Below are 20,469 nucleotides of genomic sequence, written 5' to 3' on the forward strand. Positions count from 1 at the left end.
GCCTCGGGGGTCCCCGCTCCGCCCACCTGCGCTGTAACGCGTGGGTCGTCGGGTGAGGCGCGCGAACGATCTGCGCGCCTGTGCCACTGGTGAGAAGCCGTGCGGAAGGGGGCCTGATATCGCCGGATGTGGCGCGCCGTGACGCGCCCGCCGCGGGTCTCGCAAAGCCCCGCGGACACCTAAAGGATCTTGCGCCAAGCGGCGCGCCACCCCCCTCGATATGAGGGGATTTCATGGGAGCCACGGGAGGGTGCGCTCAAGCTGGTCGCGCGGCCGGTGGCGCATAGATATGTCATCAGCCGGGTGCCGACCGCACCGCGGCAAGGACGTCGCGCCTGCCGGCGGGCCGAGGTTGGGCACGGTGAAGAACGCGGTGGAATCGTCTAACATAGGACAAGAAGATTGCCGACCATCGGGGTCGAAGCGCCTGCATTGGCCTGCCTTCCAGCATCGAACCCCGATTTAGAGCGACAGGAGACGTGATCCGGTGCGATTGACATCTCTCCTTCTGGCCGCCATCGGCCTCGCCATGATTGCGGCTTTGCCGGGCTCGTCCCCGTCGCTTGCCGAGGAGCCGCCGCCGCCGGAGATTCCGGCTTGGCTGAAGGCGCATGTCGGCACCGGCGACGGGCAGATCGCGCCGGTCGTCCTGCAACGGGCGCGCGCGCTTACCTGCAAACGCCGCGCGAGGGCGCGATCAGCAATCCCTGCTACTTCGCGTTCGATGCAACGCGTCCCGCCGGCGTCGGACGCCGGTTCTACATCATCTGCGAAGCCGACAAGACGTTTCGCGCGGTGCCGTCGGGCCACGGCAACGGCCGCAGTCTCAAGGGCGCGAATTTCGCCAACGGCATCCGCTGCGCCAAGAATTTCAGCAACGCGGAGGGCTCCAAGCTGACGACGGGCGGCCCCTATGTGACGGCCGAGACGCGGCCGTCATTCAAGGGCTATTACCGCGTCTCGGGAAAGCGCGTGCCGCTGGTCCGCTCCTTCCTGCAATTCGAGGGCGAGGGCGACACCGCGAACGCCAGGGAGCGCGCCATCGGCGGGCATCCGGCCGTGTTGTTGCGGGGGCTGTGCCGTCTGAAGGATCCCGAAAGTCCCTACGCCGACAAGGAGGGCTACGTTCCCTACGGCAAGCTGGTGGATTATAGCGCCGGGCGCAGCAATGGCTGCACCAGTTGGACGCGGCCGGACTCCGAGAAGATCTTCGAGATCGTGAAGGACAGGCCGACGACGATCTATATCTACCCTGAGTCGAGCGACATCGACGCCGTCGCGCAAGCCGTGAAGGCCGGCAAGTCGCCGTCGCGCGCGGGACTGTATTGGAACGCCGCCTGCTTGCGGGAAATCCGCGTGCCGAAATTCTGGCCCAAGGACACGCTGCGGCCCATCATCGACGCGTATCGGAAGGCGCATCCGCCGCCACCGCCGCGGCCCTTGCCGCTGTGCAAGGGGCAGTGAGGCCGGTCAATGAGGCCGGTCAGCGCAAGGTGGCGCCGGCAGACGACATCATCGGACAGCCGAGCGTCTTCTCGAACGCCTCGACCAGGTCTTGCCGGTTCTCCGCCGTGATGTAGAGGCCGCCGGTTTCCTCGGCGAGGCATTTCGCATCGAGGAAGCTCTGGTCGCCGGTCCAGCGGAAAGCCCTGAGTTGGTAGCCGATGACATGAACGGTGAGCTGGCGGCCGCTCGTCTTGATCAGTTCGCCAAGTTCGCAAGGCGAGCCGCCGCAGGTTTCCTCGCCATCGGTCAGCAAGACGATGACGCCCGGCTTCGATTTGGAATCCAGCACCGCCGCGGCCACCTTCACCGCCGTCACCAGCGGAGTCTTGCCGGCCGGGTTCAGCGTGTTCACCACGCTCATGATCGGCGCGGTCGCGTTCCAGATCGGCTCGAAGTTCAGCTGGACGTTGCACTGCTGATACGGGCCGGGACCGTAGGTGATGAGTCCGATTTTGCGGAACTTCACGGCGTGCGGCAGCACCTGCGCGAGCGCTTTGCGGACCTCGTCGATGCGCGTCACGTCGCTGAAGAGGCCTTGGACCGTATTGCCGGCCATGGAGCCCGACGCATCGAAGACGATCATCGCGTCCTCGGTGCAGTGCGCCCGAACTTCATCGTCCTCCTGCGCCGCGACCGGTGCGGCGAGGATCGCGATCAACGCGAGCGCGGCCGGACAGGCATAGTGTGACAGCACGGTCATGATCCGACCTTAGCCTATGGCGCGCAGTCTTACGATCACAGCTGCGGGAGCAGCCGAGACGTCGCCAGGCCTTAGGCGCTGGGAGTCGGCTGTTCCGGCTCGCTGAAGGATCGCTACGGTCAGGCAGCGGCCTTCTTCGATGGATCTGGGCCCGTGTCCGGCGGGGCGTGCTGAGCACGCTCGCTCAGACTCCGAATCGGCGTCAAAAACGGTGTTTGGCGCATGCATGTCTGTGGGAGCGGGGCCCGTGAGGGCGACGATCGCGCGACAGTCCCGCACGGACCAGCCCGTTTAGGGCTTCTTTACGGCGTTTCCCTAGGGTTGCCTCAACAATCAAGGGGCCCCCGGGGAGCGATTCTTTGAGCCTTTCAGCGGAAACCATCGTCATCGGTGCCGGCCCTGCGGGCCTCACCACGGCTTATCGTCTGGCGCATGACGGCCATAGCGTCCTCGTCCTCGAGCAAGACCAGAAATATGTGGGCGGCATCAGCCGCACGGTGAACCACAAGGGCTTTCTGTTCGACATCGGCGGCCACCGATTCTTCTCCAAGTCGAAGGAGATCGTCGACCTGTGGGACGAGATCCTGCCGGACGATTTCATCGAGCGGCTGCGGTTGTCCCGCATCTACTATCGCGGCAAGTTCTTCTCTTATCCGCTCAAGGCCTTCGAGGCGTTCCGCAAGCTCGGGCCGATCGAGAGCCTCGCCTGCGTCCTGTCCTACGGCAAAGCGCGCATCGCGCCCGTCGAGAGCCCGAGGACGTTCCATGAGTGGGTGCGCAATCAGTTCGGCGAGCGCCTATTCTCGATCTTCTTCAAGACCTACACCGAGAAGGTGTGGGGCATGTCCTGCGACGAGATTTCCGCCGATTGGGCGGCCCAGCGCATCAAGGGTCTCGATCTCACCTCGGCGGTGATGGACGGCGTCCGCCGCTCGCTCGGCCGCTCCGGCAACGGCAAGGCGACGGCTAAGACGCTGATCGAATCGTTCCGCTATCCGCGCCGCGGTCCCGGCATGATGTGGGACGCCGCCGCGCGCAAGATCGTCGAGCACGGCGGACGCATCGCCATGGACCGCAAGGTCGAGAAGCTGCATTGGGACGAGGCGTCCCGCCTGTGGACCGTCGAGGTCGTCAAGGGAAACGGCTCGCGCGAGACCTATACGGCGCGGCACGTCGTGTCCTCGGCGCCGGTGCGCGATCTCGTGCGCTCGATCACTCCGTCGCCGATTTCGCGGCTGCACGCGCGCGAGCTGCGCTACCGCGACTTCCTCACCGTCGTGTTGATGGGAAAGTCGAGCGTCGCGCTCGACGACAACTGGGTCTATATCCACGATCCCGCGGTCAAGGTCGGCCGGGTGCAGAATTTCCGCTCCTGGTCGCCGGAGCTCATTCCCGATGAGACGTCCACCAGCCTCGGCCTCGAATATTTCTGCTTCGAGGGCGATGGGCTGTGGAATTCGAGCGACGACGATCTCATCGCGCTGGCCAAGGCGGAGATCGACAAGATCGGGCTGATGCGCTCGGAGGATGTGGCGGATGCCTGCGTGGTGCGCCAGCCGAAAGCCTATCCGGTCTATGACGACACCTATGCCGACAACATGACCATGGTGCGCCGGGATCTAGCGGCGCATTTCCCGACCCTGCATCTCGTCGGCCGCAACGGCATGCACAAATACAACAATCAAGATCACGCCATGATGACCGGGCTGCTCACCGCGCTCAATATCGAGGCGGGCCGGGCGGTCTACGACGTGTGGCAGGTCAACGAGGACGCCGAGTATGGCGAGGAGGGGCTTTCCGGTGTCGAGGAGGCGTTGAAGAGCGAACGCCTGGTACCGAGAAAAGTGGCATGAGCATCGACAGCAAGCCGGTGGGCGCGTTGCTTGGGCGGTCGCGCCCGAGCCTGGCATTCAGCGAGCTATGGGGCGGCCAGCTCCGCCAATTCGTTCTCTATGGCGCGATCAGCGTGGCGGCGTTGGCCTTGGACTTCGGTCTGCTGGTTTTCCTCACCGAGTATGTCGGACTCTATTATCTCGTTTCCGCGTCGATCAGCTTCCTCGCCGGCATGCTGCTGGTCTATGTCTCCAGCATCTCCTTCATCTTCCAAGAGCGGCGTCTCGCCAGCAAATCGCTCGAGGTCACGAGCTTCGCCGCGATCGGCATTGCTGGTCTCGCACTGAACGGGATCTTGTTGTGGTGCATCACCACGGGCACGCCGCTGAGCTATCAGCTGGCCAAGGTGCCGACGGCCGGAATCGTTTTCCTGTTCAATTATTTCGCCCGCCGCAATCTGCTCTTCTCCGCGCGGTCATGGCGCTGAGCGGGCCGCGTCCGATCCCAAGCGCTGCCCCTTCCGTGGAACACGCTCGAGTGAATGAGCCAGTGGACCGGCCCGCGATCGCCCGCGCGGTTGTCCACTGCGCTCTGGGTGCCCTGGGCGTGCTGGCCTTGTTCCTTTTGGTCCGGCCCTATAGCGGCATCCTCCACGATGCGCGGCTCTATGTCGGCTATGCGCTGGCGTCGCTGCATCCGGCAAGTCTTGGTCAGGACATGGTGCTGGCCGAGAAAGGCCAGTCGGGCTTCACCGTGTTCCCGGCGCTGCTCGCCTTCGCGGTCGAGGCACTGGGCTCCTCGCTCGGCGCCAAGCTCGTGACCTTCGCCGCGCTCATTCTGTGGTTCGGCGCGGCGGCCGCACTGATGGCGAATCTGGCGCAAGGGCGCACGCGGTGGATCATGCTGATCTTCGTCGCGGTGCTGCCGGCGCAATATGCGGCCTACGAGGTGTTCGGCTACGCCGAGCCGCTGGCCGTGCCGCGTCCCTTCGCCGAGGCTTTCGTCCTCCTGGCGATGGCGCTCCTCGCCTCCGGCCGGAAGATCGCCGCGCTCGTGCCCATCGCCTCGCGGTCTTGTTCCATCCCATCATCGCCCTGGCCGGGGGCGCGGTTTGGTTCTGGCTGACATTCTTCGATAGGCAGGAGCGCGTGGCGCCTCCGATCGTCGGCGTGGCCCTCGGCCTCGCTGCGCTGGCGATCCTGACGTTGGCTGCGGTGCTTGGGGTCGCCATGGCGGCGCGGCTGTTCACGGTGGTCGATCCTGCTTGGCGCGACATTCTCATGACGCGCAGTCCCTATCTCTTCGTGAGCGCCTGGCCGCTCGCCGATTGGAGCCGGCTGGCCGTGCAAGCGGTCACGGTGGCGATTGCCGCGTCTCTCGTGACCGGCCGCGCCCGGTCCTTGTTCATCGCCGTTGGTACCGTGGCTCTCGGTGGCGTGCTGGTCTCGCTTCTCTTCGGCGACGTGCTCGGGTCGCTTCTCGTCGTGCAGGTTCAGCCGTGGCGTGCGACATGGCTGCTCGCCGTGTTCGCGGCGGCGGGCCTCGGCTTGTGCGCCATCGGCTTGTGGCATCGAGGCGCGCTGGGACGGACGGCATTGGCGATCTTGGTGCTGGCCTGGATCGAGATCGACGTGCCGCTGCCGGCTCTGGTCTCCGCCGCTCTCGCGCTCGTGGTGACCTTCGCGCCGCTTCGGCCCGAAACCGACATGCGGCGCCTGTCCCTGGTCGCGTGGGGTGTCGTCGCGGTCTGCGCCGTCCTCTACCTCGCGATGCATCTCTACGCCTTCGCGCTCCTGGTCGCCAATCTGCCCGGGGAGGGCGGTGCTCTCGAGCTGGCCGGATATCTGAACCTGCTCGCCATCCCGGTCTGCGTGCTGGCGGTGTTGTGGGCGAATGCCCGGCCGGACGGGCGGATCTTCGCCGCGGTCGCCGGCGCCTCGCTCGTGCTCACCGCCGCGGCGATCCTTGCGTGGGACGACCGGACTGCGTGGAGCGCCGCGACGGATCGCTTTGGGCCAGATCCGGCGCTCGCGGACATTGTCGCGGCGCGGGACGGCGAGGTGCTGTGGATCGGCGGCGGCTTCGCGACGTGGAGCCAGGCGGGACGGCCGAACTGGGTAAGCCGGCTGCAAGGCGCGAGCAACGTCTTCTCACGCCCGCTCGCGCTCGTTTGGGACGAACGCTCGCGACGTCTCGCGGACTTGGGGCTGGTCGATCAGCGTCTGCGGACGCCGTTCAATGGCGAGGAGCGGATGAGCAATGAAGAGCCGAGCTTGCGGAATTTGAGCGATGCGTCCCTGGAGCAGCTTTGCACGGCCGCAGACGCTCCCGCCTGGGTCATCGTGCCGTCCCGGGCGGTGGAAGACGGACAGGTCTCCGCAGGCCGTTGGACCTCGTCCCATTGGACCTCGCCGGGCCGCAACCCGTCATTCGCCTGGGATGGGAAAAGCGTCACTTGGACGGAGACGCAAGACTACGTGGTTCTGCGTTGCCGGTCGTGACACGCTTGCCGGCGAAAGCCTTGTTGACCGGCTAGCACCCTTGAGGTTTGTTCTTTCCGGGAAACAGGGAGGGCATCATGGATTTTCAGAAATTCTATCTGTCGCCCCAGGCCGGGCGAACCGCAAGCAATTCTGGCTCTGGCTGATCCTGCCGGCCGTGGTGGTGAGCATCGTGTTTGCGATGATCGACAGCGCCATGGGCACGTTCGATGCCGAGAGCGGCATGGGCCTCTTAAGCGGTCTGTGGACTCTGATCATCCTGATTCCGTCGATCTTCATTTACATCAAGCGTTTCCATGACCGGGACAAGTCCGGCTGGTGGGTCTTGATCGGCCTCATTCCGATTATCGGCGCGCTGTGGTTGATCATAGAGCTCGGCTTTCTCAAGGGAACGCCGGGGCCGAACCGGTTCGGGCCGCCGGTCACCGACTAGAGTCGGGCAGGGAAGGCGGGGCTGGAGTCATGACGCTACTCATCATCGGCATCGCCGTGTTCCTCGGCATTCACCTGTTGCCGAGCTTTCCGCAGTTCCGCGCTGGATTCGTCGAGCGTATCGGCGAAACCGGCTACAGATCTTCTTCTCCCTCCTGTCCGTTGCCGGTTTCGTGCTGCTCGTCTGGGGCTTCGCGCAGGCCCCGCTCAATCCAGGTTTGGTCGCCGCCGCCATGGACGCGCTGGGTGGCGATCGTGCTCATGCTGCCGGCCTTCATCTTTCTGGTCGCGGCCTATGTTCCGTGCCGGCTCAAGGCCAGGCTGAAGCACCCTTTTCTGGCCGCCATCAAGACCTGGGCGTTGGCACATTTGATCGCCAATGGGGATCTGGCGTCCATCACCCTGTTCGGCTCTTTCCTGGCCTATGCCGTCTATGACCGCATCGCGCTCAAAGGGCGGAAGCCGACGGCGCTCGTGGAGACACCGGGCTCCGGGCCGGCCCGCAACGACCTGATCGCGGTGGTTCTCGGCGTGATCTTCTATGTGGTGTTCCTGGTCTGGCTCCATCCGTTGCTGATCGGCCGGGTGGTGATCCAGCATTAAGGGCCGCCAGCGGGCTTTTTTGCACTGCACAAATCACCATATTTCTGTCATAAGACCCCGGGGTTCCCAATCGCGAGGCTTGAGCCGTGTCGCAGAATTTTGAGGCAAAGCGGGTGACCGCGCCCGAGATCGCCAAGCGCAAGGGCGGCACGCCCATCGTGGCGCTGACCGCCTATCACGCCCATACGGCGCGGATCATCGATCCTTACGTGGATATGCTGCTGGTCGGCGACTCCCTCGGCATGGTGATGCATGGCTACGAGACGACCGTGCCGGTGCCGCTGGAGCTCATGATCATGCACGCCCAGGCTGTGGTTCGCGGTTCCTCGCGGGCTCTGGTGGTGGTCGACATGCCGTTCGGCACTTATGAGGAGAGCCCGCCGATCGCCTTCCGCAACGCCGCCCGCGTGCTGAAAGAGACCGGTTGCGGCGCCATCAAGCTCGAAGGCGGCGTGCACATGGCCGAGACCATCCGCTATCTCACCAGCCGCGGCATTCCGGTGGTTGGCCATATCGGCCTCACCCCGCAGGCGGTGAACACCATCGGCAGCTTCAAGCCTCAGGGACGGCACCGCTCGGAGTGGGCGGCCTTCGAGGAAGACGCCAAGGCGGTGGCCGAGGCCGGGGCCTTCGCCGTCGTGATCGAGGCCATGGCCGAGTTGCTCGCGGCCCGCATCACCAAGCAGATTTCCATTCCGACCATCGGCATCGGCGCCTCTGCGGAATGCGATGGGCAGATCCTCGTGCTCGAGGACATGCTCGGTCTTTCGCCCCGCGTCCCGAAATTCGTGAAGGAATATGCCCAGCTCGGCGGCGCCATCGAAGGTGCGGTCAAGGCGTATTCCACCGAGGTGCGCTCCCGCGCCTTCCCGTCCGACGCATACACCTATCCGATGTTCGAGGACGGTGACGGAGACACGAAAAAGACCAAAATGACAGGCAGTTAGCCCCTGAGGGCTAATGCGTTCGCCAAATCTGTCAGCCGCCGCGGGGGCTTCCAGCCTTGCGCGAGCTAGTGGCCTTCACTATACGGCGTGGGGGCAGGAGCTGACGCTATGGCTCCCGCCGCCATCATTGTTTTCATCCTGTCACAAGAGCCCGCAGCCCAATGAGCGACAATAGTTTTTTTCGCGAGGTGGATGAGGCCGTCCGCCACGACCAGTACAAAAAGCTCTGGGACAGATACGGGATCGCCATCCTCGTCCTGGGCGCGCTCTTGATCGCCGGCGTTGCTGCCTACAAGGGCTGGGTGTTCTGGAAGGAACGCCAGGCGCAAGAGGCGGGGGCCGAGTTCACCCAGGCGCTGGCCATGAAGGCCAGCACCGAGAGCGACAAGGCACGTGCGGCCTTCGCCGCGCTCGCCAAGAGCGGGCCGCAAGGCTATCAGGTGCTCTCGCGCTTCCAGTTGGCAGCCAGCGAAGCCAAGACGGGCGAGACCGACAAGGCCGTGGCGTCCTATGATGCGCTTGCCACCGACGCCAGCGTCGATCCAATCCTGCAAGGCCTCGCCACGGTGCAAGCCGCGACGCTACGCCTGGACAGCGCCGACTATGCGGAGATGGAGCGCCGGCTGAAGGGGCTCATCGACGCGGATTCCGCGTGGCGATTCTCGGCCCGCGAGCTGCTCGGCCTTTCGGCCTACCGCCACGACGACATGCGCGTGGCCGAGGAACAGTTCAGCGCGATCCTGAGTAATCAGCGGACTCCGCCGAGTTTGCGGGAACGCGCCAACATGATGCTGACGCTGATCGCGAGCAGCTCGTCGGCGCTGAGTAGCAGCACGGCCAATTAGCGTTTTGAGATCGAAGGGCTCTGAATATGGGCCGAGACAGTAGACGCAGATCAGGCGATCGCCGTCTCGGCGCGTGGACCGCGGCTGCGGTCGCCATGGGCGTTGCGGCGATCCTTTGCGGTTGCGGTCCCTTGGCCGGTATCAAGAATCCATTCAGCAAGGAAGAGCCCAAGCTGCCGGGCGAACGGATCGCCGTCATTACCGATCCGGGGCAGATCGCCGCCCAGCAAGCGACCTTGAAGCCCGTCTCCTTGCCGCCGCCCCAGGCCAATGCGTCCTGGTCTCAGCCGGGCGGCGTCGCCTCGAACAATCTCGGCCATCTCGCCTCGGCAGCTCCTTGCGCAAGGTCTGGTCCGCGGACGCTGGCACCGGCTCCTCGTCGAGCGGGCGATTGAGCGCCGTGCCGCTCGTCGCCGGCGGCAAGGTCTTCACCTTGGACGCGGCCGGTACCGTCTCGGCCTTCTCTGCCGCGGGCGGTGCCCGGGTCTGGCGCATAAGCGTGACGCCAGAAAATGAGAGGAGCAGCGAAGGCTTCGGTGGCGGGATCGCGCTCGATGGCGGGACGCTCTATGCCACCACGGGCTACGGCACCGTTGTTGCCCTCGACGCGGGCAGCGGCACGGTGCAGTGGTCGAAGTCGCTGGGCGAGCCGATCCGCAACTCACCCACGGCGTCGGGCGGCAAGGTCTATTTCGTGGCCAGCGACAACACGCTGTATGCGCTGAACGGGTCGAACGGCGAGCAGCTGTGGCGGGTCCGGGGCTTGCCGCAGACCGCAACGCTGCTCAGCAATGCGAGCCCGGCGGTGGCCAGCGGCGTCGTGGTCGCGCCATTCCCCGCAGGCGACATTGCCGCCTATCAGTCCGGTAGCGGTCAGGCGGCGTGGAAGGATTCCCTGTCGCGCACCTCGGAAACCAGCGCCGCGGGCATTCTCGGCGATCCGGCGCGGCCGGTGATCGACCGCAACGTGGTGTTCGCCGTCAGCCATGGCGGCAGGATGATCGCGACGTCCGCCTCCACCGGCGCGCGTGTTTGGACCCGCAATGTTGCCAGCACGCAAATGCCGTGGGTCGCCGGCAATGCGGTCTATGTGGTCGACGTGGCCGGCAGGCTCATGGCGCTTGGCCGCAACGACGGGCAGGTGCTGTGGGTGAGCGACCTTCCCAAGAGCGCGCGGTGGAGCGGTCCGGTGCTGGCGGGAAACCGTCTCTGGGTGGTTTCCGGCGACGGGCTGTTGGTCGGGGTGGACGCGCGGACCGGCCAAGTGGCCGATCAACTCGATCTCAACACGGATGTCTTCGTCACGCCCGTTGTGGCCGGCGGCCGGATGTATATCCTGGACGACGACGCCGACTTGATCGCTCTTAACTGATTGCGTGCTAGAGCGCCGTAACGTGGCGTCGCCGAGACCGCTACAGTCCGCTACCAAGTTCCTTCCCGAAACGCCGCCCCGAACGGATCCATGTCCTTTACTGTCGCCATCGTCGGACGGCCCAATGTCGGCAAGTCCACCCTGTTCAACCGGCTTGCGGGTCGGCGGCTGGCGCTGGTCGACGACCAGCCCGGCCTGACGCGGGACCGGCGCGAGGCCGAGACCGAAATCGGGACGTGCGAGGTCACGCTTGTCGATACCGCGGGGCTCGAGCCCGGCGATACGGGGCTCACCGCGCGGATGCGCGAGCAGACCGAAGCGGCCATCGCGCAAGCCGACCTCGTCCTGTTCCTCATCGATGCCCGGGCGGGCGTGATTGCGTCTGACGAGATCTTCGCCGAATTGGTGCGGAGCTCCGGCAAGCCGGTGGTGCTGGCCGCGAACAAATGCGAGGGCCGGGCGGCGGAAGCGGGCCTCTACGAAGCTTTCGCGCTCGGGCTCGGCGAGCCGCTGCCGATTTCCGCCGAGCACGGCCTCGGCATCGGCGATGTCTCGGTCGCCATCGAGGACGCGTGCCTGGCGAAGGGCGAGGGCCAGGAGTCCGGGCAAGGCGCCGAAGCGGACGCCGAGGCTGACGAAGGCCCCCACGCGTTGCGCATCGCCATTGTCGGGCGCCCGAACGTGGGCAAGTCCACGCTGGTCAATGCGCTGCTCGGGGAAGAGCGGATGATTACCGGTCCCGAGGCGGGCATCACGCGGGACGCCATTGCCTCGGAGATCGATTGGGACGGCAGGCCTTTGCGCGTGTTCGACACCGCCGGCTTGCGCAAGAAGGCGCGGGTCGAAGGCAAGGCGGAAGAGCTGTCGGTCGGCGACACCCTGAAAGCCATTCGCTTCGCCGAGGTGGTCGTCCTGCTGCTCGACGCGGAGACGCCATTCGAGAAGCAGGACCTCCAGATCGCCGCGCTGATCGCGCAAGAGGGCCGGGCGCTCGTCATCGCCGTCAACAAATGGGATTTGGTGCGCGAGCGCGAGAAGCGGTTGAACGAGCTGCGCGAAGCCTGCGAGCGCCTGCTGCCCCAGGTCAGGGGCGTGGCGCTGGTGACGGTGTCCGCCAAGAGCGGCAAGGGGATCGACAAGCTCATGAAGGCCGTGCTCGCGGCCGATGAGGTGTGGAACCGGCGGATGCCGACCCATGCCTTGAACCAGTGGCTCGCCGCCGCGTTGGAGGCTCATCCGCCGCCGGCGCGTTCGGGACGCCGCATCAAGCTCCGCTACATGACCCAAGCCAACGCGCGGCCGCCCACCTTCGTGGTGTTCTGCTCGCTGCCGAAAGCGTTGCCGGATTCCTATTCGCGCTACCTGGTGAACGGCTTGCGCGAGAGCTTCGACTTGCCCGGCGTGCCCATCCGGCTGAACTTACGCAAGGGCAAGAACCCTTACGCCAAGGACTCTTGAGCCGAGTAGGATGCGTGAGCATGAGCGGTGAGACGGAAGTCTATTTCTATCATCTGGAGAACCGCACGCTCGATCAGGTGCTGCCGGGGCTGCTCGAGCGGTCGCTGGCGCGCGGCTGGCGTGCCGCCGTGCAGGCGGCGAGCAAGGAGCGGGTCGAGGCGCTCAACACGCTGCTATGGACCTATCGCGAGGACAGCTTCCTGCCGCACGGCGCGGCAAGCGACGGTACCCCCGCGGCGCAGCCTGTCTATCTCACCGACGAGGAAGACAATCCGAACGAGGCGGCCGTGCGCTTTCTGGTCGACGGGGCCACGCTCGCCGATGCCTCAGCCTATACGCGCGTCGTTCATTTGCTGGACGGCCGCGATCCAGATGCGGTAGCGCAGGCGCGCGCCGTGTGGACCGCGGCCAAGGAGCAGGGCTATGCGGTGAGCTATTGGCAGCAGGATGACGAGGGGCGCTGGCAGCAAAAGGCCTGACGCCATGCTTTCCTCAGATGTCGATGCCGGCCAGCTTCAGCGTATAGAGCATGGCGAAATAGGCCCCGACCGTGAGGGCGATGGACGCGGCGAGGCTCGCATAGAAGTCCACGCCGTAGCGCAGCAGCACGGGCAGGCTCACGAACAGCACCAGGGAGGGCAGCACGAGCCAGAAGATGCCGTTGGCCAGGCGCGCCACCTTCTCCGTATCGCCGGTGTCCACATAGAGCCAGATCATGGCCAGCACCGAGGTGAGGGGGATGGAGGCGATGACCGCGCCGAAAAGGGCGCTGCGTTTGGCCGCTTCGGACACTGCGACCACGAGGACGCTCGTCAGCAGGACCTTGAGCGTGGCATAGAGCATCGGCTTTCCCTCCCATGCGCCGAGGCGGGCCCGCGTCGGCATTCCAAACCCAACCGCTGTTTACCCTGATCGCCTTGTGGCTGTCATGCCTGGCAGCTATAAGCCCCGAAAAGATTCTAAAGACTAGAAGGACTTAGGAATGGCTTCCGAACGCACGCTCTCAATCATCAAGCCGGACGCGACCGAGCGCAATATCACCGGGCTGATCGTCGCCAGGCTGGAGGCGCCGGGCTCCGCGTCATCGCGCAGAAGCGCGTGTGGTGGAAGAAGAAGGACGCGACGAAGTTCTACGAGATGCATAAGGGCCAGGACTTCTACAAAGGCCTCATCGCCTTCATGACCTCGGGTCCGATCGTGCTCCAGGTGCTGGAGGGCGAGGACGCCATCGCCAGAACCGCGCGGTCATGGGCAAGACCAATCCCGTCGATGCTGAACCCGGAACGATCCGCAAGGACTTCGCCGTGAACATGCAGCGGAACTCCGTGCATGGCTCCGACAGCCCCGAAAGCGCCAAGCGCGAAATCGCGCTGTGCTTCAAGAAGTCCGAGATCGTCGGCTAGGGGCCCATCGTCCCGCCCGGCGCGTTTGATCTGCGACAAGGCATGGTTTTGCCTTCGATGGGAGGTATGACACCGACGCTGACCCTTCAGCGATAAGGACCTCGCCGATGTCTCGCTCATTGATGTCTCGCTCATTCCCCGTTGCATTTGTTTTCGCCGCACTGCTGTTCGCGCCCCTGGCCGCTGCTGTCGCGGAAGACGCCCCGCCGGCCGCCGGGGACGTGCCGAAGGAAACGCCGAAGACTCAGGAGCCCGCCATCGGCTGGAGCCTGAGGAATGTCGACCCCGAGCAGCAGCAGCGCATGCTGCGCTTTTCCACCTTCACCAACCGGGGGATTCCCGAGGCGTATCTGAAGGCGGAGAACGACGTCGGCTATACGGTGCACGCCATCGCCGAAGGCGGCCCGCTCTATTGGGCCCATTGCCAGAAATGTCATGGGGACACCGGGCTCGGCAACGGCGACCTTGCTTATGCGCTGACTCCGTCGCCGGCGCTGCTGGCCTACATGGTGCAGCAGCCCATCGCCGTCGACCAATATCTGCTGTGGAGCATCTCCGAGGGCGGCAAGCAATTCGGCACCGCCATGCCGGCGTTCAAGGACACGCTCTCGGAAGAGCAGATTTGGCAGATCGTCGCTTATCTGCGTGCCGGCTTCCCGGACATCGAGGCGGCACCGGCCAAAAAGGGTGGCGCGGCCAAGACCGACGAGCCGGACTTAGACTGAGCCGATCAGCGCGGGCGGATGCGGAAGGGCAGGCCGCCCTTCGGGCAGAACGTCACCGTGGCGTGGATCTTCGCCGGCACAGGCCCGGCATATTCCGGGGTGAAGCGGCGGAGCAGCTGCACCAGGGCCAAGGTGTTCTCGATCTGCGAGAGCGCCCCGCCGATGCAGGCGCGCTTGCCGGCGGCGAACGGCAAATAGGAATATTTCACCCGCTTCTTGGCGCGCTCGGGCGCGAAGCGCTCCGGATCAAACTTCTCCGGATCGTCCCAATATTTCGGGCTGTGATGGGCGATGTAGGTGAGGATCACCACCTTGTCGCCGGCCTTGATCTTGTGACCCTGGATATCGTCGTCGCCGGCGGCGATGCGGATTAGTGCCCAGATCGGCGGAAACAGCCGCATGGTCTCCTGGATTACCTGCCGCGTATAGGCGAGCTGCTGCACCTGGTTCCATTCCGGGTCGGCGTCGCCGCACACGGCATGGGCCTCGGCACGGATGCGCTCCATGGCCTCGGGGTGCTGCGACAGCAGGTAGAGCGACCAGGCGAGCGTGAGCGCGGTGGTCTCGGTGCCGGCCCACAGATATTGCTTCATCTCGTCGATGACTTGGCGGTGGTCGAACTCCGGGAAATCGGGATCGGCCTCGGCTGCTTCCAGCATCTTGAGCAGCGTCTTCTCGCGATGCTCGAGAACATTGGCGCCCATGACCGTATCGGGGATCGAGTGCCATACTTCCATGGCCTTGGCGGTTTCCTCGGCCGTCATCTCCACCAGTTCGCCGCGCTGGTTCTTCAGGCGGATCGACTTGTGGTTCATCACATCGGTGTAGGTCTTCACCTGCTGGAACACGAAATGCGGGTTGAACGGCATCTCGCGGTCGAACAGCGCCTTGCACACCATCTCGGCGGCCAGCGTCCAAGTCTCCTCGACCATCTCGACGGTCTCGCCGGTCTCGGCAATCTCCGCCCAGCGCGCCATCTTGGAGTCGATGGCCGACATCAGGTAGGGGAAATACTCTTCGAACATATTCGGGTGGAACGCGGCCTGCTGCGGCGTGCGGATCTTCTGCCACAGCGCGCCGTCGATCGTGATCATGCTGTTGCCGAAGATGGGCCGCAGACCGTCAAAATATTTTGTGTAGTTGTCGGCGTTCGACACGAGCACGCGCTCGGCATGCGCCGGTTCGCTCAGCAGCACGATGCGCTGGTTCTTCAGATTGATCGGGATCACGCCGCCGTATTTGTCGCTGAGCGCCATGAGAACCTGCATAGGGTTCTCCTGGTTCAAAAGCGGCGTGAGCTTGAACCAGATGCTCTGCTCTTCGCCGAGCCCGTGCGACGGTGAATAGGCGACCGTCATGTCCGCCATCTACGCCTTCCCCCTAAGCTCCTGGTCATCGCGGTGCCTTGGTGCCGGGTTGTGGGCCCGGGGATACCGCCGCCAGGCCAGAATAACGATCTTGCGCGCTGCTTGAGAGCACGTGGCTCCGGCCTATGAAAAGCAGCCGTGAAGATTGTGCGAGTATGGCCAGTTCCTAGCATCCGGCCGTCAGCATTGTCCATGGTCGGCAGCGCCGCATCTTGAGCTGTATCAAGTCCTACGCCCAACTTCTAAGTTTACGGCGGTTGCCTCTCTGATCAAAGCGTGTGGCCGGGGGGCGGCGAAAAGAGGGCGGATTCAGCTGTTTTGCTGTGTCATTCCGACCACATGTTCACCCTCGACGCGAACCGCGCCGGAGGCGACCAGGGCCAGCGCATGCGGATAAAGCTTGTGCTCGGCCTCCAAGACGCGGGCGGCCAGAATGTCGGGGGTATCGCCAGGGTTAACCGGCACGGAGGCTTGGGCGATGATCGGGCCGTCGTCCATGGCCGCGCGGACGAAATGGACGGTCGCGCCCGTGATCTTGGCGCCCGATTCGAGGACCCGCTCATGGGTATTCAGGCCCTTGAAGGCGGGTAGCAGCGAGGGGTGGATGTTGAGATGGCGGTCGTGCCAGCGCGCCACGAAGCTCTCCGTGAGCAGGCGCATGAAGCCGGCGTTGCAGAGGATCTCGACCCCCGCATCGTTCAGCGCGGCATCGAGCGCCGCCTCGAAAGGCTCGCGCCCGGCGAAGTCCTTGTGGCTGATGACCCGGGTGGGGATGCCCGCGGCCTCGGCGCGGGCAAGGCCCTGAACGCCCGCCACGTTGGAGATGACCAGCACGAGCTCCGCCGGGTAGTCGGGAGCCTTGGCCGCATCGATCAGCGCCTGGAGATTGCTGCCGCGGCCCGAGATGAGGACGCCGACGCGCTTCCTCCCCGTCATGACGCCGACCAGGGCTTGCCTTCGAGACGCACCGGCTCGCCGCCGTCGCGCGCGCCAGTGTGCCGAAGACAACGGCTTCGTCCTTGAGCGAGCCGAGGCCGGCGATGACGCGGTCGACATCGCCCGCGCCGACGATCAGGGCCATGCCGATCCCGCAATTGAAGGTGCGCAGCATCTCGTGGGCGTCGAGGCGGGCTTCCACCTGGAGCCATTCGAATACCGGCGGCAGGCGCAGGGCGTTCATGTCGATCGCGGCGGCGAGGGTGTCGGGGAAGCACGCGGGGCAGATTGTCGATCAGGCCGCCGCCGGTGATGTGGGCGAGCGCCTTGATGGCCGAGGTTGTGCGAATCGTTCCAAGGAGCTGCCGGACATAGATGCGGGTGGGGGTGAGCAGCGCCGCGCCGAGGCTCGTCTCCGGCGCGAAGGGCGCGGGGTCGTCCCAGCCAAGCCCGCTTTCGGCGACCACGCGCCGCACCAGCGAGAATCCATTGGCGTGAACCCCTGAGGAGGGAATGCCGACGAGCACGTCGCCGGCTGCGAGATCGGTGCGCGGCAACAGCCGGTCGCGCTCCACCGCGCCCACGGTGAACCCGGCGAGGTCGTAGTCGCCTTCATCATAGAGTCCCGGCATCTCGGCGGTCTCGCCGCCGATCAGGGCGCAGCCCGCCTCCTTGCAGCCGGCGGCGATGCTGGCCACGACGGCCGAGGCCACGCCCAGCTCGAGCTTGCCGGTGGCGAAGTAGTCGAGAAAGAAGAGAGGCTCGGCGCCCTGGACGACGAGGTCGTTGACGTTCATGGCGACGAGGTCGATGCCGATGCCGTCATGCAGCCCGGTCTCGATGGCGAGCTTCAGCTTGGTGCCGACGCCGTCGGTGGCGGCGACCAGCAGCGGATCCGAATAGCCGCAGGCCTTGAGATCGAAGAGGCCGCCGAAGCCGCCGATGCCGCCCAGCACGCCGGCGCGCATGGTCTTGGCCGCGAGCGGACCGATCGCCTTCACCAACGCATTGCCGGCATCGACGTCGACGCCGGCGTCGCGATAGGTCAAAGGCGCATGGTCGTTGGATGGGGTTTTGGGAGGCACCTGGCCGCTCGGGGTGCAAGTTCAGAAGAATTGGCATAACAATCGTGCCGGACGAGGCCCGTCAAGGCGGAAAGGCCGTGGGCCTGCCATATTCCAAGGGTTTAGGGGGTAGGGGCGCGGTTGCGCGCCTGAAGTGCCATGGCGGGTGAGGTTCAAAATGAGTTTCAGGCGATTAGAGCGGCTTGCTCGCAGATTGAGTCTCTTTGCCCTTGTCGGGCTGGCCGGGCTGGGCTCGGTGGTGGGCGACGTGGCTGCCGCCGACAGTCTTTACGACGTCGCCAAGGTCAGCGTGGATACCACCGCCAAGGACGCCGTCGCCGCCAGGAATACAGGGATGGCCCAGGCCGAGATGCGGGCCATGAATATCCTGCTCGAGCGGCTCGTGTCCCAGAGCGTGCGCGAGCAACTGCCTGCCTTCTCCCATGAAGAGATCGAAGATTTGGTCAGCGGCGTTGCCGTGCGCAAGGAGCAGACGTCGACCACGCGCTACATCGCCACGCTCGATGTGCGCTTCAACGAATATGCCGTGAAGCAGTTCCTGGCGGACAACGCCATTCCCTTCAGCGAGGAGCGGGCCCCGTCGATCTCCATCCTGCCGCTCATGCTCGCCGGCGACAGCGTGACGAGCGAAGGAGACGTGGGGTGGCGCCAGGCATGGGAGGGGCTCGATCTCTCTCACAGCGTGACTCCGGGGACGATCCTGCGGCCGCGCCCCGACCTTGCCGCGGCGACCGTCAAGGCGGCGCTGTCGGGCGACGCCGACGCGCTTGCCGCGATGCAGAGCGCATACGGCTATGGCGGGCTGGTCCTCGCCGTGGGCGAGCTGAAGGGCGACAGCTTGACGACCCAGCTTGTCGGCGAGGACGGCGCGGGCGCCATCAATGTCAGTCTCTCCGAAGCGGTCGGCGGCAACGCCAAGCTGGCGGCGGAGAAGGTGGCGGCAGCGTCCCTGGCGACATTGGAGACTCGCTGGAAGATGACGCGGTCGGGCGGCGAGGTTCCGGGCGTCCGGCGGAAGCCACTTATGAGGAGTCGCCGGTTCCAGGCGCCGAAGAGGCCCCGGGCGCGCCGGCCGAAGTGCCGCGCAATGTTGTTGTGCTGGTCGAGTTCAGCGGCCTAAGGGATTGGCAACAGATTCGAAGCCGTCTGACCCAGATCGCGGGCCTCCAGGCACTCGAGGTGAACTCGCTCTCCGCCCGGGGGGCCTCTGTTACCTTCGATTTCGCCGGCTCCCTCGACCGTCTCCAGGCCGCTCTCGGCCAGAATGGATTTGCGCTCGAGGACCGGAACGGCATGTTCGTGGTCCGCTCCCAATAGCGGCGGGGGTGCCGAAATGGGCCGTTTTCTTGCGCGCAATCTGCTAGAATCAGTTCTTGAAGGTGCCGCCAAGACGGGCCTCAATGGGAGACGGCTGGAAACGCGGTGGTGAACATTCCCAACACGCTGACTTTGGGCCGGATCCTGCTCGTACCGCTTCTGGTATGGCTGATCATCGACCAGAAGATGCTCGCCGCGTTTCTGCTGTTCATGGCCGCCGGCCTCTCCGACGCGGCGGATGGCTATCTCGCCAAGCGCTATGGCTGGCACACCGAGCTCGCGCCTATCTCGACCCGATTGCCGATAAGGCTCTACTGGTCACGATCTACGTGACGCTCGGCTTGGCGGGACATCTGCCGGTGTGGCTGGTGCTCGCGGTGGTCAGCCGCGACATCCTCATCGTCGGCGCGGTCATGCTCGCCTGGATGATGTCGCGTCCGGTGGTCGTCAAACCGTTGCTGATCAGCAAGGCGAACACTTTCGCGCAGATCATGCTGGCGGGGGTCGTCCTCGCCAAGCTCGGCCTCGACCTCGGTCTCGACACGCTCGTATGGATCTTGATCTGGGTGACGGGCACGCTGACCATCCTGTCGGCCTGCGCCTATTTCTGGCAGTGGCTCCGGCATATGGCGAGCTACGAGCCCGTGCAGCGCCGCGGCCGCCCCGGCGGAAGCCGGCCCGTGCGGGCACCGGGCGCTCTCCACGGGTCCGGGCTTCGTGACGTTGGCACAGCTCACCTTCGATCTGCCGCATCGTGCGGCTCTCGGCGCGGAGGATTTTCTCGTCAGCGATTGCAATATCGCGGCGGTCAGGCTGGTCGACGCGTGGCCCGAGTGGACGGACCGGGTCCAGGTCCTCATCGGTCCCGCGGCGAGCGGCAAGACCCATTTGGTGCGGGTGTGGCAGGGGCGTTCCGGCGCCGTGGCCCTCGACCCGGCGCATCTCGGGGTCGCTCTGCTCGATCGCCTGATTGCGGGCTCGACCCTAGTCGTGGAGGACGCCGACCGCGCCACCTACGATGAGAAGACGCTGTTTCATTTGCTGAACTTGGCGCGTGAGAAGCACTTCTTCGTGCTGCTCACCGCACGCCTCGGGCCGAACCGCTGGGATACAGCCTTGCCCGACCTCGCCTCGCGCTTGAGCGCGGTACCGGTGACGGAGATCGGCGCACCCGACGAGGCTTTGCTGCGCACGGTGATGTTGAAGCACTTCACCGACCGGCAGCTCGCCATCGATCCCAAAATGCTCGAATTCATGGCGATGCGGATCGACCGGTCGCTGGCGGCGGCGGCGGCGGCGGTCGACGCGGTGGACCGGGCGGCGCTCGCCTCGGGACGCAAGATCAGCCGTCAGCTGGTGATCGAGGCGTTGCAGGCCACCGCGTCGGTGGAGTAGGGGACGGCCCACGGATTGGCGTTTTCCGTAACGCTAGTGATACA

21 protein-coding genes and 3 pseudogenes are annotated in these 20,469 nt (G+C 65.4%); 19 read left to right on the forward strand and 5 right to left on the reverse strand.

From position 1 onward, the window contains the following. Nucleotides 1-597 precede the first annotated feature (597 nt). Nucleotides 598-1,464: a hypothetical protein gene (locus AUC69_RS14065; protein ID WP_425283553.1), complete on the forward strand. Its 867-nt coding sequence runs from the start codon at nucleotides 598-600 to the stop codon at nucleotides 1,462-1,464. A 19-nt stretch (nucleotides 1,465-1,483) separates the two neighbouring features. Here the strand turns inward: AUC69_RS14065 and AUC69_RS14070 are convergent, their stop codons facing one another. Continuing rightward, the gene (locus AUC69_RS14070; RefSeq protein ID WP_083239469.1) at nucleotides 1,484-2,206 is read right to left on the reverse strand and encodes a vWA domain-containing protein; all 723 of its coding nucleotides are present in this window, start codon (nucleotides 2,204-2,206) and stop codon (nucleotides 1,484-1,486) included. 359 nt (nucleotides 2,207-2,565) lie between these two features. On the opposite strand from AUC69_RS14070, the gene AUC69_RS14075 reads away from it, so the two are divergent. The 12 genes from AUC69_RS14075 to AUC69_RS14125 all read left to right on the forward strand — a co-directional run bounded on the left by AUC69_RS14075 (nucleotide 2,566) and on the right by AUC69_RS14125 (nucleotide 12,676). Then, on the forward strand, nucleotides 2,566-4,059 hold the full coding sequence (locus AUC69_RS14075; protein WP_069442713.1) for an NAD(P)/FAD-dependent oxidoreductase: 1,494 nt from the start codon (nucleotides 2,566-2,568) through the stop codon (nucleotides 4,057-4,059). After that, entirely contained in the window at nucleotides 4,056-4,526 is a 471-nt protein-coding gene (locus AUC69_RS14080; protein WP_083239470.1) for a GtrA family protein, read from the forward strand. Before AUC69_RS14075 ends, AUC69_RS14080 begins: the two co-directional genes overlap by 4 nt. A gap of 50 nt (nucleotides 4,527-4,576) precedes the next feature. Beyond that, entirely contained in the window at nucleotides 4,577-5,164 is a 588-nt protein-coding gene (locus AUC69_RS14085) for a hypothetical protein (RefSeq protein ID WP_141700816.1), read from the forward strand. Between the two features lie 23 nt (nucleotides 5,165-5,187). Beyond that, on the forward strand, nucleotides 5,188-6,540 hold the full coding sequence (locus tag AUC69_RS17570) for a hypothetical protein (protein ID WP_158008129.1): 1,353 nt from the start codon (nucleotides 5,188-5,190) through the stop codon (nucleotides 6,538-6,540). Further along, a complete protein-coding gene (locus tag AUC69_RS19125) occupies nucleotides 6,479-6,973 on the forward strand; it encodes a DUF805 domain-containing protein (RefSeq protein WP_280136658.1) in 495 nt (164 codons plus the stop codon). Before AUC69_RS17570 ends, AUC69_RS19125 begins: the two co-directional genes overlap by 62 nt. 29 nt (nucleotides 6,974-7,002) lie before the next feature. Then, on the forward strand, nucleotides 7,003-7,575 hold the full coding sequence (locus AUC69_RS14100) for an NnrU family protein (RefSeq protein WP_069442716.1): 573 nt from the start codon (nucleotides 7,003-7,005) through the stop codon (nucleotides 7,573-7,575). A gap of 86 nt (nucleotides 7,576-7,661) precedes the next feature. Then, complete coding sequence (panB, locus tag AUC69_RS14105) at nucleotides 7,662-8,522, forward strand: 3-methyl-2-oxobutanoate hydroxymethyltransferase (protein ID WP_069442717.1); 861 nt, start codon at nucleotides 7,662-7,664, stop codon at nucleotides 8,520-8,522. 161 nt (nucleotides 8,523-8,683) lie between these two features. Further along, on the forward strand, nucleotides 8,684-9,367 hold the full coding sequence (locus AUC69_RS14110; protein WP_069442718.1) for a tetratricopeptide repeat protein: 684 nt from the start codon (nucleotides 8,684-8,686) through the stop codon (nucleotides 9,365-9,367). 26 nt (nucleotides 9,368-9,393) lie between these two features. Continuing rightward, nucleotides 9,394-9,762, forward strand: a complete 369-nt coding sequence (locus AUC69_RS17580; RefSeq protein ID WP_158008131.1) for a hypothetical protein — start codon at nucleotides 9,394-9,396, stop codon at nucleotides 9,760-9,762. After that, nucleotides 9,759-10,739: an outer membrane protein assembly factor BamB family protein gene (locus AUC69_RS14115; protein ID WP_204377335.1), complete on the forward strand. Its 981-nt coding sequence runs from the start codon at nucleotides 9,759-9,761 to the stop codon at nucleotides 10,737-10,739. The genes AUC69_RS17580 and AUC69_RS14115 overlap by 4 nt, the downstream gene beginning before the upstream one ends. A gap of 90 nt (nucleotides 10,740-10,829) precedes the next feature. Continuing rightward, nucleotides 10,830-12,197 carry a ribosome biogenesis GTPase Der gene (der, locus tag AUC69_RS14120; protein WP_069442719.1) on the forward strand — a complete coding sequence of 456 codons (1,368 nt, stop codon included), beginning with the start codon at nucleotides 10,830-10,832 and terminating at the stop codon, nucleotides 12,195-12,197. 20 nt (nucleotides 12,198-12,217) lie between these two features. Continuing rightward, nucleotides 12,218-12,676: a DNA polymerase III subunit chi gene (locus AUC69_RS14125; RefSeq protein ID WP_069442720.1), complete on the forward strand. Its 459-nt coding sequence runs from the start codon at nucleotides 12,218-12,220 to the stop codon at nucleotides 12,674-12,676. A gap of 13 nt (nucleotides 12,677-12,689) precedes the next feature. Here the strand turns inward: AUC69_RS14125 and AUC69_RS14130 are convergent, their stop codons facing one another. After that, on the reverse strand, nucleotides 12,690-13,040 hold the full coding sequence (locus tag AUC69_RS14130; protein ID WP_069442792.1) for a DUF3147 family protein: 351 nt from the start codon (nucleotides 13,038-13,040) through the stop codon (nucleotides 12,690-12,692). A gap of 139 nt (nucleotides 13,041-13,179) precedes the next feature. Between AUC69_RS14130 and ndk the strand changes: the two are divergent. Further along, nucleotides 13,180-13,600, forward strand: a pseudogene (ndk, locus tag AUC69_RS14135) (nucleoside-diphosphate kinase). A 107-nt stretch (nucleotides 13,601-13,707) separates the two neighbouring features. After that, complete coding sequence (locus AUC69_RS14140; protein ID WP_083239473.1) at nucleotides 13,708-14,325, forward strand: c-type cytochrome; 618 nt, start codon at nucleotides 13,708-13,710, stop codon at nucleotides 14,323-14,325. 5 nt (nucleotides 14,326-14,330) lie between these two features. Here AUC69_RS14140 and AUC69_RS14145 read toward each other — a convergent pair whose 3' ends face one another. From AUC69_RS14145 to purM, 3 genes and pseudogenes are all read right to left on the reverse strand, one after another. After that, nucleotides 14,331-15,692, reverse strand: a complete 1,362-nt coding sequence (locus AUC69_RS14145) for a cytochrome P450 (protein ID WP_244500276.1) — start codon at nucleotides 15,690-15,692, stop codon at nucleotides 14,331-14,333. Between the two features lie 309 nt (nucleotides 15,693-16,001). Further along, a complete protein-coding gene (purN, locus tag AUC69_RS14150) occupies nucleotides 16,002-16,628 on the reverse strand; it encodes a phosphoribosylglycinamide formyltransferase (protein WP_069442722.1) in 627 nt (208 codons plus the stop codon). 55 nt (nucleotides 16,629-16,683) lie between these two features. Then, a pseudogene (gene purM / locus AUC69_RS14155) lies at nucleotides 16,684-17,713 on the reverse strand (phosphoribosylformylglycinamidine cyclo-ligase); the annotation flags it as partial. A 193-nt stretch (nucleotides 17,714-17,906) separates the two neighbouring features. Here purM and AUC69_RS14160 point away from each other — a divergent pair. The 4 genes and pseudogenes from AUC69_RS14160 to AUC69_RS14175 all read left to right on the forward strand — a co-directional run bounded on the left by AUC69_RS14160 (nucleotide 17,907) and on the right by AUC69_RS14175 (nucleotide 20,425). Then, nucleotides 17,907-18,833: a DUF2066 domain-containing protein gene (locus tag AUC69_RS14160; protein ID WP_158008133.1), complete on the forward strand. Its 927-nt coding sequence runs from the start codon at nucleotides 17,907-17,909 to the stop codon at nucleotides 18,831-18,833. Nucleotides 18,834-19,138: 305 nt separating this feature from the next. Then, nucleotides 19,139-19,363, forward strand: coding sequence for a CDP-alcohol phosphatidyltransferase family protein (locus tag AUC69_RS19455; protein ID WP_342018611.1), 225 nt, complete (start codon nucleotides 19,139-19,141; stop codon nucleotides 19,361-19,363). Beyond that, a pseudogene (locus AUC69_RS19460) lies at nucleotides 19,360-19,557 on the forward strand (CDP-alcohol phosphatidyltransferase family protein); the annotation flags it as partial. The gene AUC69_RS19455 and the pseudogene AUC69_RS19460, both read left to right, overlap by 4 nt. A 190-nt stretch (nucleotides 19,558-19,747) precedes the next feature. Then, complete coding sequence (locus AUC69_RS14175) at nucleotides 19,748-20,425, forward strand: P-loop NTPase family protein (RefSeq protein ID WP_069442727.1); 678 nt, start codon at nucleotides 19,748-19,750, stop codon at nucleotides 20,423-20,425. Nucleotides 20,426-20,469 lie beyond the last annotated feature (44 nt).

The sequence above is a fragment of the Methyloceanibacter superfactus genome (assembly GCF_001723305.1).
GTDB classification, from domain to species: domain Bacteria; phylum Pseudomonadota; class Alphaproteobacteria; order Rhizobiales; family Methyloligellaceae; genus Methyloceanibacter; species Methyloceanibacter superfactus.